A 16496-nucleotide genomic window follows, 5' to 3' on the forward strand; every position below is an offset into this window, starting at 1 on the left:
GGAAGGAGAACTCCCATGGGAACCGTGGACGACGCCAAGCACAAGGCCGAAGAGCTGATCGGCAAGGCCAAGGAGAAGGTCGGCGACGCGACCGACAACCACAGTCTCCAGGCCGAGGGACTGGCCGATCAGGCCAAGGCGAAGCTCGGGCAGGCCGGCGACGACGTACGCGACGCCCTGCGCGGGCGCGACGACGATCCGGCCGACGAGGACCGGACCGACGAGGGCCGGCTCGCGGGCTGACCTCGCTCGCACAGCTGACGGCGGTGAACCCCGATCGGGGGTTCACCGCCTTTTCCATGCACGTGTTTCGAACTGTTGACGCCCCGATGGCGCTTCGGTAACCTCTCGCCTCAATCAGTGCAATATTTCGACAACTCAATGTTCGATCTGTGACAGCTGGGCCGCAAGACCGGCACAGTGAAGGGACACTGATGAGACGACTCCTCCGTAGCCTGGCGACAACGGTCGTCGCCACGCTCGCCCTCGCCACCGTGAGCTGGGTGCCCGGCGCGTACGCCGCCGGTGGACCCAACCTCTCGCTCGGCAAGACCGCGTCGGCCAGCAGCACCAACGGCGGGTACGCCGCCGGCAACCTCAACGACGGCAACCCTGCCACCTACTGGGAGAGCAGCGGCGCGTTCCCGCAATGGGCCCAGCTCGACCTCGGCAGTGTCACCAGCGTCGACCAGATCGTCCTCAAACTGCCCAGCGGCTGGGGCGCCCGGTCCCAGACGCTGGCCGTGCAGGGCAGCACGAACGGGACGAGCTTCGCCGACCTCAAGACGTCGGCGGCGTACACCTTCGACCCGGCGAGCGGCAACACGGTGACCCTGTCCTTCGCGGTCGCGTCCACCCGCTACGTACGCGTGGTCGTCACGGCCAACACCGGCTGGTCGGCCGCTCAACTGTCCGAACTGGAGGTCTACGGGACGACCACGTCGGCGAGCAACCTGGCGCAGGGCCGGCCGACGACCGAGAGCGGCCACGCCGACGTCTACGGCTCCGGCAACGCCGTCGACGGCAACCCGGCCACCTACTGGGAGAGCCCGAACAACGCCTTCCCGCAGTGGCTCGGCGTCGACCTCGGTTCGGCCGTCTCGGTCGGCAAGGTCGTGCTCAAGCTCCCGCCGACCTGGGGTACGCGTACGCAGACCCTGTCGATCGAGACGAGCACGGACGGCACGACCTACACCACCGCGAAAGCGTCGGCGGCGTACGCCTTCGACCCGTCGGTCGCCGGGAACTCGGTCACGATCAGCCTCACCGCCGTGTCGGCCCGTTACGTCCGGGTGCGGATCACCGCCAACACCGGCTGGCCGGCCGGGCAGTTGTCGGAGCTGGAGGTCTACAGCGCCGGTGTCGTCGACGACGCGCCCCCGACCGTCCCCGGGACGCTCTCCTTCACACAGTCCGGCGCGACGATCACCCTGGCCTGGGGCGCGTCCACCGACATCGGCAGCGGCCTCGCCGGATACGACGTCTTCCGCGACGGCAGCCTCGCCGCCACCGTCGGACAAGTCACGACCTGGCAGGACACCCAGCCGACGACGGCCACGGTGTCGTACTACGTGCGGGCGCGGGACAACGCCGGGAACGTCTCGGCGAACAGCAACACCGTCACGCGTACCGGGACGAGCCCGGACACCACGCCGCCGACGGTGCCGGGCACCCTGTCCTACACCGAGGCAGCCACGACGATCACCCTGACCTGGGGCGCGGCCACCGACACCGGCGGCAGCGGCTTGGCCGGGTACACCGTGTATCGGGGCGGCACCGCGATCGCCACGCTCGGCACCGTTCTGACCTATCAGGACACCCAGCCGACGACCGCCACCGTCTCCTACTACGTCCGCGCGCGGGACGGCGCCGGAAACCTCTCCGGCAACAGCAACACCGTCACGCGTACCGGGCATCAGCCACCGGCGTGCTCGAACGTCGCACTGAACAAGCCGGTGACCGCGACCGGTTCGGTCTTCACGTTCACCCCGGACAAGGCCACCGACGGCAACGTCACGACCTACTGGGAGGGCGCCGCGTCCTACCCGCAGGATCTGACCGTCGCACTCGGCGCCAACCACGCCGTCTCGTCCGTCACCGTCAAACTCAACCCGGACTCGGCCTGGGGCACCCGCTCCCAGACGTTCCAGGTGTTCGGCCGCGATCAGGCGTCGGCCACCTACACCTCGCTGGTCGCTGCGGCGGCGTACACCTTCGTGCAAGGAACGAACACCGTGACCGTGCCGGTGACCGCGACCACCGCGGACATCCGGCTGCGCTTCACCGCGAACACCGGGGCGCCCTCCGGCCAGGTCGCGGAGCTGGAGGTGTGCGGTACGCCATCGCCGAACCCGGACCTGACGGTGTCGAACGTGGCCTGGAGCCCCGCGTCGCCGGACGAGACGAGCAGCGTGAGCCTGTCGGCGACGGTGACCAACGCGGGTGACCTGGCCTCGACCGCCACAACCTTGGCCTTCGGCCTCAACGGTACGCAGAAGGCGACGGTCACCGTTCCGGCTATCGCAGCCGGCGGTTCCGCACCGGTCAGCGTCAGCGTCGGCACCCTGGCGATGGGCACGTACGCCGTCAGCGCCACGGTCGATCCGACGAACACCGTGTTCGAGAAGAATGAGGGCAACAACAGCGCCGCCAACGCGACCAGCATGGTGGTGGCTCAGGCGCCCGGCCCGGATCTGCAGGTGCTCGGGATCGCCCCGAACCCGGCGAACCCTGCGGCCGGGCAGGCGGTCTCCTTCACCGTCACGCTGAAGAACCGCGGCACCACCGCGACCGGCGTCACGAGCGTGACCCGGCTGACCGTCGCCGGGACGACGCTGAACACGAACACCGCGTCGGTCGGGGCCGGCGCGACCGTCGCCGTGCCGGTGACCGGCACCTGGACGGCGGCTGCGGGCGGCGCGACGATCACGGCGACCGCGGACGCCACCGACGTGGTGGCCGAGACGAACGAGACCAACAACTCGTTCGCCCAGGCCATCGTGGTCGGCCGGGGCGCTGCCCTGCCCTACACCGAGTACGAGGCCGAATCGGCGTCCTACTCGGGCACCCTGCTGACGGCCGATCCACTGCGGACCTTCGGGCACACCAACTTCGCCACCGAGTCCTCCGGCCGGCAGTCGGTACGCCTGGACAACACCGGGCAGTACGTCGAGTTCACCGCCACGAACCAGGCGAACTCGATCGTCGTCCGCAACTCGATCCCGGACGCCCCTAGCGGCGGCGGCATCGACCGGACGCTCAGCCTCTACATCAACGGGACCTTCGCCCAGAAGATCACCCTCTCGTCCCGCAACAGCTGGCTCTACGGCACCACAGACGACACCGAGAGCCTGTCGAACTCGCCGCAGGCCAACGCCCGCCGGCTGTTCGACGAATCGCACGCGCTGCTGTCGGCGAGCTACCCGCCGGGGACGAAGTTCCGGCTCCAGCGGGACTCGGGCGACACCGCGACCTTCTACATCGTCGACTTCATCGACCTCGAGCAGGTCGCGCCGGAGCTGACCAAGCCGGCCGAATGCACCTCGATCACCCAGTACGGCGCGATCCCCAACGACGGGCTCGACGACACCAGCGCGATCCAGCGAGCGGTGACCGACGACGAGAACGGCGTGATCAGCTGCGTGTGGATCCCGGCCGGGCAGTGGCGGCAGGAGCAGAAGATCCTGTCGCCCGACCCGACCCGCAACCAGTACAACCAGAAGGGCATCCGCAACGCGGTGATCAAGGGCGCGGGCATGTGGTACACCACGCTCTACACCAACACCGAACCGCAGAACGTGGTCGGCAACATCAACCACCCGCACGAAGGCAACGTCGGCTTCGACATCGACGACAACGTGCAGCTGTCCGACCTGGCGATCTTCGGGATGACGACGAACCGGGCCAACCGCGGCCACGGCCTCAACGGCCGGTTCGGCAAGAACACCAAGGTCGCCAACCTCTGGATCGAACACGTCAACGTCGGCGCCTGGGTCGGCCGCGACTACTCCGACACCCCGGCGTACTGGAATCCCGGTGACGGGCTCCAGTTCAGCGGGATGCGCATCCGCGACACGTACGCCGACGGGATCAACTTCTCCAACGGCACGCGCAACTCGACGGTGTTCAACTCGTCGTTCCGCACCACCGGCGACGACTCCCTGGCGGTCTGGGCCAACCAGTACGTCAAGGACCAGTCGGTCGACATCGGCCACGACAACCACTTCACCAACAACACGATCCAGCTGCCGTGGCGGGCCAACGGCGCGGCGATCTACGGCGGCTACGGCAACACGATCGAGAACAACCTGATCTTCGACACCATGAACTACCCGGGCATCATGCTGGCGACCGACCACAGCCCGCTGCCGTTCTCGGGAACGACGACCGTCGCCAACAACGCCCTCTACCGGGCCGGCGGCGTGTTCTGGGGCGAAGCCCAGGAATTCGGCGCGATCACCCTGTTCGCGTCGACCACCGACATCGTCGGAGTGACCATCCGCGACACCGAGATCTACGACTCGACGTACGACGGGATCCAGTTCAAGACGGGCGGCGGCAGCATGCCCAACGTGAAGATCACCAACGTACGCGTACAGGGATCGGTCAACGGCGCCGGGATCTACGCGATGGGCGGGGCACGCGGCAACGCCGTGCTCAGCAATGTCACCTGCACCGGCAACGCCGACGGCAACATCGTCATCCAGCCGGGATCGTCGTTCCAGATCACCGGGAGCTGACGGTCCGTTTCCCGGGGGCGTCCCGCCTGCCAGCGGGGCGCCCCTCTCCTTCCCGTTAGGCGCTGGATCAGGGTTCTCGGCCGAATCTTGGGCCAAGATTCGACCCACATCCCTGATCTGGCTCGAACCCAGGGGCGGCCGCCCCGCCCTCGTGGCGCGGACGTCGCTAGCCGGAGTCTGCCCGGGCCGGCGCGACGACGGAGCCTTCTGCGGGTATACCGCGATCGCGGACAACCGGCTCACCTCGGCGTGGCCACTCGCGGAAGTCCCGGAAGACCATCGGCACACCCCGCGCCCGGCTCAGATCGAGGTCGTCCATCAGTTGGATGTGCACGTGCGGCTGAGTCGAGTTGCCGGAGTTTCCGCACTCCGCGAGCGGTTGCCCGGTGGTGACGCGATCACCGGGCGCGACGCGGAAGGAGCCGGCCCGCAGGTGCACCAGTGCCGCGTAGAGGCCGCCCCCGCGAAGTTCGAGGATCACGTGGTTGCCGGCGATCGCTGCGACGCCCTCGCGTAGCCGGCGGGCCTGGCTCAACGCGTACGGGATCAGGGTCAGTTGCGATCGCCGGGCCTCGTGGTCGGCTTCGCCGTCGTGCGTCGCGACGACGATGCCGTCCACCGGGGCCAGGATCGGGCGGCCGAAGGACACGAATCTTTCCGGAGGTTCGGTGCTGAGCACCGTACGCCAATCGGTGCGATCCGCTGTGCGACGACGATCGTCGACGCCGACGAAGTCGATGGCGTACCGCTCACCCAGCAGATCGGTTCCGTGGCTGGGCACACGCCGGGCCGGGCTGTTCTGCACCAGCCAGCGGCCGTCGAACGGTAGCGAGAGGACGGTCTCGGTGACCATCGCCTCAGCATAGGCAGCCAATCCCAGCCCACACGCCCGCGACTCCCATCCGCCAGAAGCGACGGGGCTAGTACGCGTACAGCTCGATGCCGGCTTCGGTTTCGACCAGAAGCCGGCCCGGCGCGGTCGCCACCCAGCTGGGGTTCATGGCGATCGTGCCCAGCGACGCCGCCCGCGCAGTGACCGGGTCGAACAGGGTCAACGCCGTCTGCTCCCAGCGTCCCTGGTCGGTGGTCCGGCGGTCCACCAGCAGCACCTCGCCCGTGCCGGTCGGCACCGGCCAAGCCGTCCGCTGACCCTGCGGCGCGATCGGGCGCAGCGCGGTGTCGAAGACACCTCCACTCGACAGCAGCACGTACGGACCCGCCGTGTTGATGAACGTGTCCCGGTCGAGCGCCACGCGATTCGCTGTGGTCCACGGGTGGACCGCGACCAGCTCGTACGGATTGCGGCCGCGCTCCTCCTCCGGGTTGCCGCCGTCGATCAGGCACATGGCGTCCCCGCCACACGGCGTCAGGTTCCACAGCCTGCGCGTCTCCCGCGTACCTGGGGCGACCGGGTTCGCGGTGTAGCTCACGACCGGCCCGCTTCCGTTGTCCCACAAGGGAAAGGTCGTCAGTTGGGTGTCCGTCGTGAAATACAGCCGGCCGCCGTAGGCCAGATAGGTGGTCGACTTCGAGTAGGGCACCGACTTCCAGCCTTCGGTCCACTGGCCGTTCGCCAGCGAGTACCGCCGCAGCTCACCGGACGGGCTCAACCGAAGCATCGACTTCGCGGCGGTGGCGTCGTACTCGACACCGCCGAAGCCCGAGTAGCCGTCCTCCCGCCGGGCGATTTCAGGAATCGTCCGCGATCCGTCGCCGGGCAAGGTCCAGCGAACCGTTCCCGTGCGCCAGTTCACCGCGGTCAGCTTCCCGGTGTCCAGGTCACCGATGAGCGCCACCTCACGGGACGTGCCCATCGGGACCTCGCCGATCGCGGGGCCGTTGCCGTCGGGATTCGCGAACGGCCGTTGCCACCAGACCTCACCGGTGCCGGGGTCGAGGACGCTCATCTGGTTGCTGATCACGCCGTTCCCGTCGTCGGCCGTCGTCGAGGTGTACATCACGACGAAACCGTCGGTCGCCACGATGCCGCCGATCGAGTCGTGCCGGCCCGGCACCTGCCGCTGCCATACGCGCCGTCCGGTCGCGCTGTCCAGGGCGGTCACCGTCAAGGCGTTCGCGTCGGCCACCGCCACGAAGAACCGTCCCCCGGTCATGTCCGCCTCCACCGCAGCGTGCGCCGACCCGGGCAGCGGCTCACCGAGCCGTCGCAGCGTGTGGGCGGTGGTGCTGGGGTTCGGGTGGACCGGCTGGTCGTGACGCGCGCCGCGGACGACGGCCACCGCGAGACTCACGACCGCGATCACGGCCAGTCCCGCGGCGGTCACCGTCGCGATCGCCTTGGTACGCCGTCGGCGGCGCCCGGCCTCAGCGATCTTCCCGGCGTCGTGCAGGCCGGCGGCGTCGGCCTCCTCCCGGAGGCTGTCGGCCAGCCCGGCCCGTCCCCGAGACAGCCAGGACTTCACGGTGCCTTCGCTGACCCCGGTCTCCGCGGCGATCTGCGCGACGGACAGGTCGAGCAGGTAGTGCAACGCCAACGCCTGTCGCTGCGCCGGCGGCAGTTGCTTGAGCGCCGTGGTGAGCAGGACGGTGTCCTCCGACGGCGCGGGCTGGGGCAGCACCGGCTCCAATCTGGTGCGCCGGCGTACGCCCAGATGCCGCCACCAGTCCTGGACGAGCCGGGTGACGACCACGCGCAGCCACGCCTCGGCGTCGTCGTAGCCGCTGACCTGCCGCCACCGCTGCCACGCCCGGGCGTACGCCTCCTGCGTCACGTCCTGGGCCTGGTGCAGGTTCCCGGTCAGCCCGTACGCGTACCGCAGCGTCCGGCGAGAAGTCGCTTGGTAGAAGTCCCCGAAGTCCATACCAACACGACACGCCCCAGACCGCGATCCGGTTGCACTCACTCCGGGGCGGCCAGCCCGTGCCGGTACGCGTACCGGACGGCCTGGGCGCGATCGGTGACCCCGATCTTGGCGAAGAGGCGGTTGATGTGCGACTTCACGGTCGCCTCGGTGACGAACAGCCGGGCGGCGATCTCGCGGTTCGCCAGGCCGGCCGCGATCAGCGTCAGCACCTCGGCCTCTCGCGTGCTCAGCCCGTCGGGCAGCTCCCCCGCGTACGCCGCCGGCGCCTCTCCGGCCGCGGCGAGCAGCTTTCGGCTGACCTCGGGGTCGAGGACGGACGTGCCCTCGGCGGCGGCCCGGATCGCCTGTGCGATCTGGTTGCGGGTGGCGTCCTTGGTGAGGTAGCCGATGGCGCCCGCCCGCAGCCCGGCGAGGACGTCGGCGTCGTCGGAGTAGGTCGTCAGCACCACGACCCGGGTCTCCGGATGTTCCTGCCGCAGGCGGACGGTCGCCGCGACACCGTCGGTGCCCGGCATCCGCAGATCCATCAGGACCACGTCGGCCCCGTGCTCGGCGACCAGCCGGACGGCTTCCGCGCCGTCGGCGGCCGCGCCGACGACTTCGAAGTCGTCGAACAGGTCCAGCATCAGCGCGAGCGCCTCCCGGATCGTCGTCTGGTCGTCGGCCACCACCACCTTGATCACAGGGGAATCCTGACATCCACTGCCCAGCCACCGCCGGGACCCGCCGACCGAGCCGGTCCCGCCGTGAACGCTCCGCCGAGCAGCTCGGCGCGTTCTCGCAGGCCGGTCAGCCCGTAACCGCCGCCGGTCGTGGCGAGCGTCCCGGTCGGCCGGCCCGGCCCGGTGTCGGTCACCGCCAGGTCGACCTGCTTCGGCGTATAGGTCAGCCGAATCTGGACCGTCGCGCCCGGGGCGTATTTGCGGGCGTTGGTCAGCGACTCCTGCGCCGCCCGGTAGAGCGCGAGGGACGTCTGCGGAGGCAGGGGCACCTCCTCGCCGTCGACCGTCACGTCCACCGGATCGTCGTGGCCGGCGGCGAGATCGCGTACCAGCTGGGAGAGCGGGACCGAGTCGCCGCGCAGGACGCCGATCGCGCGGCGGGTCTCGGCGAGCCCGTCGCGGGCCAGCCGCCCGGCCTTGCCGATCGCATCGCGCGCCTGCTCGGCGCGGCCGTGTTCGAGCAGCGCGTCGGCCGATTCGAGCTGGACGCTCAGCGCCCCGAGGGAATGCGCGAGCACGTCGTGCACCTCGCGGGCGAGCTGCGCCCGCTGGGCCAGCGCCTCGGCCCGCGCCTGTTCGGCCTGGGCGAGCTGGCTCTGTTCGCGCAACTGGTCGGTCTGGCGGCGAGCCAGCCCGGCCAGCTCACAGATCGCCAGGACGCCGAGTCCGCCGGACAGGAGGATCGGTTCGCGCCCGGCGATCAGCCAGGCCGCCGCGAAGATCACCGCTAGACCGGTCGTGACCAGGAGCGACTGTGCGGAGCGCAGCCGCCGGGCGACGCGGACGCAGGCGGCGACCACGAAGGCGAAGGCCACTCCGTTGGGTGTGACCGACAGCACGACGCCGCCCACGCCGACGGTCACCGCTCCCGTGATCAGCCACCGGTCGGTGCCCGGCCCGAAGAGCCAGCCGAGCCAGCCCAGCACCACGACGGTCAGGACCGCGAAGGTGAGGGGCAGGCTCCCGGCCGGCGCGTTGCTGACGGTGCCCGCGGTGATCAGCCCGAAGATCACGAGACCGCGGACGGTCGTGAGCCATCGTGGTCGCTGGGCGTACCGCCAGTCCATGATCTTTGTTCTACAGGATGGGCTGACGACGGCCGGCCCGCCCCACCCGGCCGTCCGAGGCCAGTGGCAGGTCGCTGGAGGTGACTCGGAACAGCACGATCGCCGCCTCGGCGAGCAGTCCGACGCCGAGCCCGATCAGCAGGGACGCCATCGTGCCACCGGCCGCGTCCGGCCGGAACGCGCCGGTGAGGACGGCGAAGACGACGCGTACGCCGATGGTCGCCACCCACAGCCCGATGGTGAGCCAGCGGTAGCGGCACCAGGCCACCCCGTCTCGCAGGTACACCAGGACCGACGCGCCCCGGGCGAGGCCGAGGCCGATCGACAGCGCCGCCTGCACCACCAGCAGCAGAACGTCCATCGCGGGCAGCGATGCGCCGTCGAGCTGGGCCACTCCCGCGATCGTCACGCCGAGCGGAATGAGGACCATCCGGCGGCTCTGGACGGGCTGCCCGGCCATCCGGCGGACCATGGTCCAGACGATGAGGGCGGCGATGAGCAGGATCTGCGCGTAATTCATGCCCTCGACGCTAGAAATCCGCGGGCCGGAAGGCTCCAACCCACGGGTGGAACCTGGGTGGAACCGAGGTGGAACCGGGCGACGGGTCAGTCCGGTTCGCCGGCATAGGTCCCGAAGCTCCAGAGAACGCCTTCGGGATCGCGGGCGGTGAATCCGCGGGAGCCGTAGTCCTCGTCGCGGAGTCCGCGCACGATCGTCGCCCCGGCCGCGACCGCTCGATCGTGCAGATCGTCAGGTGTGTCGGTCACCAGGTACACGGATCCGATTCCGGGTGACCTCCGCACCTCGTCGCCGGCCCCCGACCGGCTCGACAGCATCACTCCACCGCCGCGCGGCCAGGTCAGCTCGGCATGGTCGATCACGCCGCCGTCGCCGGGGTACACCGCCTTCTCGACGAAGCCGAACGCCTCGACGAGGAATCGGATCGCGGCGGTCCCGTCCTGGTAGCGCAGCACCGGCCAGACGGCCGTCTTGATCTCACTCATGCGTCCACCCTGCCGCACCCAGGCCGGGCGAGGCTTGGACGAATGGGAACTCAGCCCAGCGGGCTTCTCAGCCGAGCAGGCTGCTCAGTGCAGTGGGCTGCTCAGTCGAGCGGGCTGCTCAGTCGAGCGGGCGCAGCGGCAGGTTCTCCTCGGCCAGCCAGCCGGTCGGCGCGGCACCGGCGAGCGCGCGCCACTCCCGGTCCAGATGCGGCTGGTCGTAATAGCCGCACCGCGCGGCGATCTCCGCCAGGGACAGCTTCCGATCGCCACGCAGCAGCCGATGCGACCGACCGAACCGGGCGATCCGGGCCGCGTCCTTCGGCGACACCCCGAACTCGGCGGCGAATCGGGCCGACAGGTGCCGCCGGCTCCAGCCGACCTCGGTGGCCAGCGCGTCGACGCGTACCGCACCGGCTCGGGCGACGATGACGTTCCAGGCGTGCGCCACCTCGGGCGCGGGCTCGCGTACTCGGGCGCTGACGAGACGGCGGGTCAGGATCTCGTCCAGCACGTCGAACCGCTGCGGCCAGCCGGGCGCGTCGGCCATTCGCTCGATGAGCTCGCGCGCGTCCCGGCCCAGCAGCTCCGGCAGCGGCACGACCAGCGCGGCGAGCGGGGCCGCGGGCAACCCCAGCAGGTCGCGGGCGCCGGCTGGAGTCAGCTCAAGTTGTACGCCGTACTGCTCGCCGTCGTGCGGAATGTACGCGGGGCCGACCGTCATTCCCGAGGCCAGCGACGCGTAGCCGCGCGGAGGTTCCGTGGCATCCAGGGCGACCAGGGTCGGGGCGGCGAGGCTGAGCACCACGGTGATGCCCAGCGACGGCAGCCCACGATGTACGCCCGGGGGCTGGCCACTGTAGTGATATCCCCGGTACACCCCGACGGCCTGCCGTAAGGGCGTCGGGGCGAGCCGGTCCGCCGTCTCCGCGAGAGGCATGCCCCCACTGTCTCACGCGTCGAGCGCTCGTATGGCGGGGACGAGTTGCTCCTCCTCGTAGCGGAAGTGCTCGTCGAGGTCAGCGGTCAGCCGGTCGATGCGGCGAAGCACCTCGTCCGGATCTGCGTGTCCGATGTCGAGCCACTCCCGCATCGTCCGCAGCTGATCCGCGACGACGATGTGTTCTTGCCGGAGACGGGACAGCACCGGCCGCAGCTCCGGCACCGTGGCGTCGAGATAGGGAAAGGCCAGCGAGTCCTCACCCGTGTGGTGGGCGTGCAGGGCTTCGCAGAAGGCGACGCAGTGATCGGCGAGGCGCTTGGGCAGGGGCAGCGGCTCAGCCCGATCGCCGTCCGCGTACGCCTGGGCGGCCGCACGGACCTGAGCGAGGTCTTCGCGGAGGCCTCGATGGATGTCTGCGAGCTGTCGTGCCGCCGCGCGAATGCGGGTGGCGGCCACCGGGTCGACCTGACCGAAGGGCGTGGACATGACTGCCTCTCCGAAGCGAGCGGCGGCGGGCCGCTACGCTCAGCTGGGCGAAAGAATTAGCTTTGCAAGCAAAAATACTTTGGAGACAAAGCTATGTCAACGGCGAAGGCGGCCACCGCAGCCGACGGGCTGAGCGTCGACGACGGCGTTCGGATGTTGTTGCTGCTCATGCCCCGGATGGTGGGCCGGGTGAAGCGCATCCCGGTCCCTGCGGAGCTGCAGACGCTCGCGCTCGCCCCCCGGCACCTGTCGCTGCTGTCGTACCTGCTGTTCGACGGGCCACTCACGGTCAGCGAACTGGCGCGCCGGCTGGAGGTCGCGCCGACGACGGTGAGCCTGATGATCGCCGAGCTCAGCCGTCGCGAAGTCGTCGTACGGAGCGACGATCCCGCCGATCGCCGCCGCACCATCGTCAGCATCACCGAACACCGGCGGCCGTCGATTGACGCCTGGCTTTCGCGGGGAGCTCGGGCCTGGCGGAAGACTCTCCAGCCGTTGACCCCGGCGCAACGGAAGCTGTTCGTGGACACGCTGGCCGCATATGAACGAGAGGTGCTCACCGAACTCGATGCCTGACTGGAGTGTCCGCGGCCGGCAGCGGTTTAATGTGGCGGTGGTCGATCCCACCAAACCGTTGCCACCGGCCGCCGACCCTTGGCACGGTTCGGCCCCCGTTCCCCCGCCGCCGACGATCGCCCTGCCCCCGGCGGCGGCCGCGCCACCCTTGCCACCCTCACCGATTACTCCACCGGCGATGCCGCCGCAGGTCATCGTCGTCCAGGTACGCCCACGCCGCCGGTGGCCGTGGGTGCTGGCGGTGTTCGGGCTGCTGAGCCTCGTCTGCTGCGGGGCCTGCGCCGTCATCACAGCGCCCTTGCGCGGCGAGTATCCGTCCCGGATCGCCGCCACACCATCCACAGTGGCCGGATTGCAGCGGGACGACAACGGCCTGGTACGCCTCCTCGCCGAGGAGGCGAAGTTCCGCATCCGGGCCAGTGAGTACGTCGACGACGGCTTCGCCGACCGATTCGTCGATCCCCGGAACTCCGGCCGGTCCGTGATCGCGTTCGGCGGCACCGGGTTGATCTGGGATCCGGCAGGCACCCTGACAGCCGTGATTCAGGGCGCCGGACCGGATCTGCGCAACGTGGCCGACTACCCGGCCGGACCGCTCGGCGGCCTGCTCAAGTGCGGCGACGGCAAGGACGACAAGAAGCAGGCCGTCGTGCTGTGCGCATGGATCGACCACGGCAGCATGGGTGTCGGCGTGTTCTACGGCAAGCCGTCGCACGCGGAGGCGGCCGCGTTTCTGCGTACGCTCCGCGAGGCGGTGATCATCCGCCCCTGAGCGGGTGTCACCCCTGGCGGGCCTTCAGCCGGGGGTCCCGCTTGTTGATCACCAGCAGCTTGCCGTGGCGGCGGACGACCGCCGAGCCCGGCTTCTGCTTGAGCGACCGCAGTGAGCTGCGAACCTTCATCGCACTCCTCCTTCATCGTGGAACGTGCGCTGCAACGCCGATCGGCGGCGACCTATTCCCCGCTACCTGTGAGGTAATCGACCCGGCCGACGGCGACTGCGAGCGTGATCCGCATGACGCACAACAAGGACCTCGTCCTCGCCGGCTTCGCCGAGTTCGCGGCCGGCAACATCGACATCCTCCAGACCCTGCTGCACGAGGACTTCGTCGAGCACAGCCCGGGCAACCCCTCCGGCCGCGACGCGTTCATCGCGTACATCGCGACCGCGCCGGTGGCCGGGGCGAAACTCGACCTGAAGCGCGTGATCGCCGAAGACGACCTGGTCGTCCTGCATTATCGGATGAGCACCCCCGCCGAGGAGGTCGCGGTCGTCGACATCTGGCGGCTGGCCGACGGCAAGATCGTCGAGCACTGGGACGTCGTCCAGCCGATCCCCGACGACTCCGACGTTCCGCACGGCATGCTTTAGCGCAATGCCCGCACCAGTTCAGTTCGGGAGCGGATCCCGAGGCGGTGGAAGATGTTGCGCATGTGATGGTCGACGGTGCGCGTACTGATGAACAGCTGGGCCGCGACCTCCCGGTTCGTCGCCCCGTCGGCCACCAGGTGCGCGATCTGCAACTGTTGCGCCGTCAGTGCCGCCGTCGCGTCGAGGGCGGGAGCCGCGACGGGCTCGCCGGCCGCCCGCAGCTCGGCGCGTACCTGATCGGTCCAGTAGTCCGCCCCGGCCGACTGGAACAAGTCCCAGGCGCGATGCAGGTGCTCACGAGCATCCCGGGGCCGCCGCGTACGCCGTAGTTCCTGTCCGAACAACAGATGCGTACGCGCGTGCTCGAAGTCGGCGTCGGACAGGGCGTGCAGGTCCAACGCCGCCCGGAACTCGTCCTCGGCCGCGGCGCTGCCCCGCTCGGCGAGCAGAGCATGGCAGCGCCGGGCCAGCGCCCGGCGCGCGGGATCGCCGGTCTGCTCCGCCCAGTGGTCGTACGCCTGCCAAGCGGGCCGGGCGAGGGCGGCCGCACCGCATCGGGCGGCCGCCTCCACCAGCCACGGGGTGGCGAGCACCTGCACGACGATGTGGCCGTGCCCGGTGGCCGGGTCGGCGATGCCGGACAACCGGCTCAGCGCCTCGGCCGACCGTCCGGCGGCCAAGTCGAGCACGGCCAGTGCCCAGTCCCGCAGGACGCGTGGACGGCTGACGCGGCCGGCCTCGATCGGCGCCCGGAGTTGGGCGAGCCGCCGACGGCACCCGTCGGCGTCACCGCGTACGGCGGCCAGCACGGCGAGCAGTCCGAGGTGGTCGCCGACGTAGTTCTCCTGTCCCCCGGCGCGGGCCGTCCGGAGTCCGGCCAGGCAGCTCTGCTGGACGGCGTCGTGCCGGCCGAGCCAGAACTGGGCGTACGCCATGAGTTCGAGCGTCACCGGCAGCACCGCTCGGTCTCCGGCGGCGTCGGCCGACGCACAGGCCCGCTCGGTCACCCGGAGCGCGGTGTGGTCGTCGCCGAGCAGCAACGCCGCCGCACCCGCAGCGGTCAGCGCGCCGGGTTCGCCGAGCCGCTCGCTGAGGGCGATCGCGTCCCGCAACGACGGCTTCGCCTGGTCCAGGCGGCCGGTGAAAGTGGCGGCGAACCCGTCGATCTGGGCGAACACGAACCGCAGGCGCACGGAGTCGTCCGGCCGCCGTAGTGCCTCGGCACGAGCACGGACTTCGGCGACGCGCGGATACTCTCCGGAGAAACAGGCCGCCTCCGACGCTCGCATCAGGACGCTCACGGCCAGCGCCCGATGCCCGGCCGCGAGCCGATCAGCCGCCGCGAGCAGGGCGTCGAGGGCGGCCGCCGTCGCACCGGAGCGCAGCTCGATCTCGCCGAGAAGCAGGTCGGTCTGGCCCAGAACGCGATCGGCCTCCGGCGTACGCGCGGCGTCGGCCAGCGTCCGCCGCACCCGGGTGATGAGGCTTCGGGCGTACGCGGGCCGCCCGGCGAGCCAACCGGATCGGGCCGCGGCGACGAGATGGGCGGCGGCGGTCTGCGGATCCCCGGCGAGGTCGGCCGCTCGTTCCAGGGCGACAGCGGCCTGATCGGGGCGGGCGCTGCCGGCCGCCGCGTCGGCCAGTTCCACGGCCAACGCCGGATCGGGCGCGTCACCGGCGGCGGCGCGATGCAGGGCGCGGCGCAGCCGGTCCGGCGTACCGTCGAGCAGATCCGCCAGCAGCCGGTGCGCCGCTCGTCGCCGGGCCGACGGGGCCAGCTCGTACGCGGTCAGCCGAACCAACGGCTGCGGGAAGCTCACCACGCCGTCCGCCACGCGTACCACTCCGGACAGCTCCGCTGGGGTGAGCGCGCCGAGACCAAGGCCGACTGCCTCGGCCGCCTGCGCGAGCGTCGCCGTGTGCATGGTCTCCTCGGTCGCCGCGAGGAGCAGAAGTTCCCGGGTCTCCGGCGGCAACGCCACCAGCCGCGCCCGGTACGCCTGCCGCAGCGTGCTGGTGCCGGGCAGGCCACGCGGCAGCGGCGCTGTCCCGGCCCGTTGCGCGGCGGTGAGCGACTCGGCCAGGTCGACCAGGGCCTGCGGATTGCCGTGGCCGATCTCGGCCAGGTGTGCGGCGACGGCCTCGTCCACCAGGTCCAGCCGGTCGGCGACCAAGGCCTGACTGTCGGCGAAGTCCAGCGCGGCGAGCCGCAGCGCGCGGACGCCTTCGACGGACTGGCTTGTCGTCAGCAACGCCGCGACCCGCCGGCCGCTGAGCCGCCGGGCGGCGAACGCGACGACGTCGGCGGTCGCGGGATCGACCAGATCGGCATCGTCCACACAGCACAGCACCGGGCGTTCCGCCGAGCCGAGCAGGGCCAGCACCCCCAGGCGAAGCGGGAGCCGTTCGCCTTCCGGGCTGCCCTGGCCGTCCAGCACTCGGCGTACCGCCCGCTGGTGGTCGCCGGTCAGCCGGTGGACGCCGTCGGCCAGCGGTTCCAGCAGCCGGATGAGCCCGGCGTACGCCAGATGCGCCTCGGCCGCCACCCCTGCGGTCCGCAGAACCGTGAACCCCGTCGCCGTACGCGCGGCCAGGTCGAGCAGCGCCGACTTGCCGAGCCCGAGGTCACCGGCGATCGTCAGGGCGCCGCCCCGGCCGGCGGCGGCGCCCGCGAGGAGGCCGGCGATGGCGTCGACCTCCCGCGTCCGGCCCCGCAACCGAGATACATGCACTGCCGATGCAAATACCATGCGGTCCAGTGTTA

Annotated in this window: 15 protein-coding genes; 5 read left to right on the forward strand and 10 right to left on the reverse strand. The window is 70.7% G+C overall.

From position 1 onward, the window contains the following. The first annotated feature begins 15 nt into the window (after window positions 1-15). Both AB0H43_RS05170 and AB0H43_RS05175 read left to right on the forward strand, forming a co-directional pair. Window positions 16-243, forward strand: coding sequence for a CsbD family protein (locus AB0H43_RS05170; RefSeq protein ID WP_359996744.1), 228 nt, complete (start codon window positions 16-18; stop codon window positions 241-243). 191 nt (window positions 244-434) lie between these two features. Further along, window positions 435-4739 (forward strand): discoidin domain-containing protein, encoded by a 4305-nt coding sequence (locus tag AB0H43_RS05175; protein ID WP_359996746.1) that lies wholly within the window; start codon window positions 435-437, stop codon window positions 4737-4739. A 166-nt stretch (window positions 4740-4905) separates the two neighbouring features. On the opposite strand, the gene AB0H43_RS05180 is transcribed toward AB0H43_RS05175, so the two are convergent. The 8 genes from AB0H43_RS05180 to AB0H43_RS05215 all read right to left on the reverse strand — a co-directional run bounded on the left by AB0H43_RS05180 (window position 4906) and on the right by AB0H43_RS05215 (window position 11784). Next, window positions 4906-5592, reverse strand: a complete 687-nt coding sequence (locus AB0H43_RS05180) for a M23 family metallopeptidase (RefSeq protein WP_359996749.1) — start codon at window positions 5590-5592, stop codon at window positions 4906-4908. A 67-nt stretch (window positions 5593-5659) separates the two neighbouring features. After that, a complete protein-coding gene (locus tag AB0H43_RS05185; RefSeq protein ID WP_359996750.1) occupies window positions 5660-7561 on the reverse strand; it encodes a sigma-70 family RNA polymerase sigma factor in 1902 nt (633 codons plus the stop codon). Window positions 7562-7599: 38 nt separating this feature from the next. After that, window positions 7600-8247, reverse strand: coding sequence for a response regulator transcription factor (locus tag AB0H43_RS05190; RefSeq protein WP_359996753.1), 648 nt, complete (start codon window positions 8245-8247; stop codon window positions 7600-7602). Continuing rightward, window positions 8244-9353 (reverse strand): histidine kinase, encoded by a 1110-nt coding sequence (locus tag AB0H43_RS05195; RefSeq protein ID WP_359996756.1) that lies wholly within the window; start codon window positions 9351-9353, stop codon window positions 8244-8246. Before AB0H43_RS05195 ends, AB0H43_RS05190 begins: the two co-directional genes overlap by 4 nt. A gap of 10 nt (window positions 9354-9363) precedes the next feature. After that, the gene (locus tag AB0H43_RS05200; protein WP_359996759.1) at window positions 9364-9873 is read right to left on the reverse strand and encodes a DUF1453 domain-containing protein; all 510 of its coding nucleotides are present in this window, start codon (window positions 9871-9873) and stop codon (window positions 9364-9366) included. A gap of 86 nt (window positions 9874-9959) precedes the next feature. Beyond that, a complete protein-coding gene (locus AB0H43_RS05205) occupies window positions 9960-10358 on the reverse strand; it encodes a VOC family protein (RefSeq protein ID WP_359996762.1) in 399 nt (132 codons plus the stop codon). A gap of 118 nt (window positions 10359-10476) precedes the next feature. Next, window positions 10477-11295 carry a helix-turn-helix domain-containing protein gene (locus AB0H43_RS05210; protein WP_359996764.1) on the reverse strand — a complete coding sequence of 273 codons (819 nt, stop codon included), beginning with the start codon at window positions 11293-11295 and terminating at the stop codon, window positions 10477-10479. 12 nt (window positions 11296-11307) lie between these two features. Continuing rightward, window positions 11308-11784: a hemerythrin domain-containing protein gene (locus tag AB0H43_RS05215; protein WP_359996767.1), complete on the reverse strand. Its 477-nt coding sequence runs from the start codon at window positions 11782-11784 to the stop codon at window positions 11308-11310. Window positions 11785-11877: 93 nt separating this feature from the next. Between AB0H43_RS05215 and AB0H43_RS05220 the strand changes: the two genes are divergently transcribed. Both AB0H43_RS05220 and AB0H43_RS05225 read left to right on the forward strand, forming a co-directional pair. Then, window positions 11878-12360: a MarR family transcriptional regulator gene (locus AB0H43_RS05220; RefSeq protein ID WP_359996769.1), complete on the forward strand. Its 483-nt coding sequence runs from the start codon at window positions 11878-11880 to the stop codon at window positions 12358-12360. A 37-nt stretch (window positions 12361-12397) separates the two neighbouring features. Beyond that, window positions 12398-13132 carry a hypothetical protein gene (locus AB0H43_RS05225; protein WP_359996772.1) on the forward strand — a complete coding sequence of 245 codons (735 nt, stop codon included), beginning with the start codon at window positions 12398-12400 and terminating at the stop codon, window positions 13130-13132. A 7-nt stretch (window positions 13133-13139) separates the two neighbouring features. On the opposite strand, the gene AB0H43_RS05230 is transcribed toward AB0H43_RS05225, so the two are convergent. Continuing rightward, window positions 13140-13262: a ribosomal protein bL36 gene (locus AB0H43_RS05230; protein ID WP_253762843.1), complete on the reverse strand. Its 123-nt coding sequence runs from the start codon at window positions 13260-13262 to the stop codon at window positions 13140-13142. Between the two features lie 113 nt (window positions 13263-13375). Between AB0H43_RS05230 and AB0H43_RS05235 the strand changes: the two genes are divergently transcribed. Then, complete coding sequence (locus AB0H43_RS05235; protein WP_359996775.1) at window positions 13376-13732, forward strand: nuclear transport factor 2 family protein; 357 nt, start codon at window positions 13376-13378, stop codon at window positions 13730-13732. Here AB0H43_RS05235 and AB0H43_RS05240 read toward each other — a convergent pair. Continuing rightward, on the reverse strand, window positions 13729-16464 hold the full coding sequence (locus AB0H43_RS05240) for a LuxR C-terminal-related transcriptional regulator (protein WP_359996777.1): 2736 nt from the start codon (window positions 16462-16464) through the stop codon (window positions 13729-13731). The two genes, AB0H43_RS05235 and AB0H43_RS05240, sit on opposite strands and share 4 nt — an antisense overlap. Window positions 16465-16496 lie beyond the last annotated feature (32 nt).

The organism is Hamadaea sp. NPDC050747 (genome assembly GCF_040654195.1).
GTDB lineage: Bacteria > Actinomycetota > Actinomycetes > Mycobacteriales > Micromonosporaceae > Hamadaea.

Excerpts from the sequence above, each read along its gene's own strand:
- AB0H43_RS05170 (WP_359996744.1), top strand. The coding sequence starts at position 16 with ATGGGAACCGTGGACGACGCCAAGCACAAGGCCGAAGAGCTGATCGGC.
- AB0H43_RS05175 (WP_359996746.1), top strand. The coding sequence starts at position 435 with ATGAGACGACTCCTCCGTAGCCTGGCGACAACGGTCGTCGCCACGCTC.
- AB0H43_RS05180 (WP_359996749.1), bottom strand. The coding sequence starts at position 5,592 with ATGGTCACCGAGACCGTCCTCTCGCTACCGTTCGACGGCCGCTGGCTG.
- AB0H43_RS05185 (WP_359996750.1), bottom strand. The coding sequence starts at position 7,561 with ATGGACTTCGGGGACTTCTACCAAGCGACTTCTCGCCGGACGCTGCGG.
- AB0H43_RS05195 (WP_359996756.1), bottom strand. The coding sequence starts at position 9,353 with ATGGACTGGCGGTACGCCCAGCGACCACGATGGCTCACGACCGTCCGC.
- AB0H43_RS05200 (WP_359996759.1), bottom strand. The coding sequence starts at position 9,873 with ATGAATTACGCGCAGATCCTGCTCATCGCCGCCCTCATCGTCTGGACC.
- AB0H43_RS05205 (WP_359996762.1), bottom strand. The coding sequence starts at position 10,358 with ATGAGTGAGATCAAGACGGCCGTCTGGCCGGTGCTGCGCTACCAGGAC.
- AB0H43_RS05210 (WP_359996764.1), bottom strand. The coding sequence starts at position 11,295 with ATGCCTCTCGCGGAGACGGCGGACCGGCTCGCCCCGACGCCCTTACGG.
- AB0H43_RS05215 (WP_359996767.1), bottom strand. The coding sequence starts at position 11,784 with ATGTCCACGCCCTTCGGTCAGGTCGACCCGGTGGCCGCCACCCGCATT.
- AB0H43_RS05220 (WP_359996769.1), top strand. The coding sequence starts at position 11,878 with ATGTCAACGGCGAAGGCGGCCACCGCAGCCGACGGGCTGAGCGTCGAC.
- AB0H43_RS05230 (WP_253762843.1), bottom strand. The coding sequence starts at position 13,262 with ATGAAGGTTCGCAGCTCACTGCGGTCGCTCAAGCAGAAGCCGGGCTCG.
- AB0H43_RS05235 (WP_359996775.1), top strand. The coding sequence starts at position 13,376 with ATGACGCACAACAAGGACCTCGTCCTCGCCGGCTTCGCCGAGTTCGCG.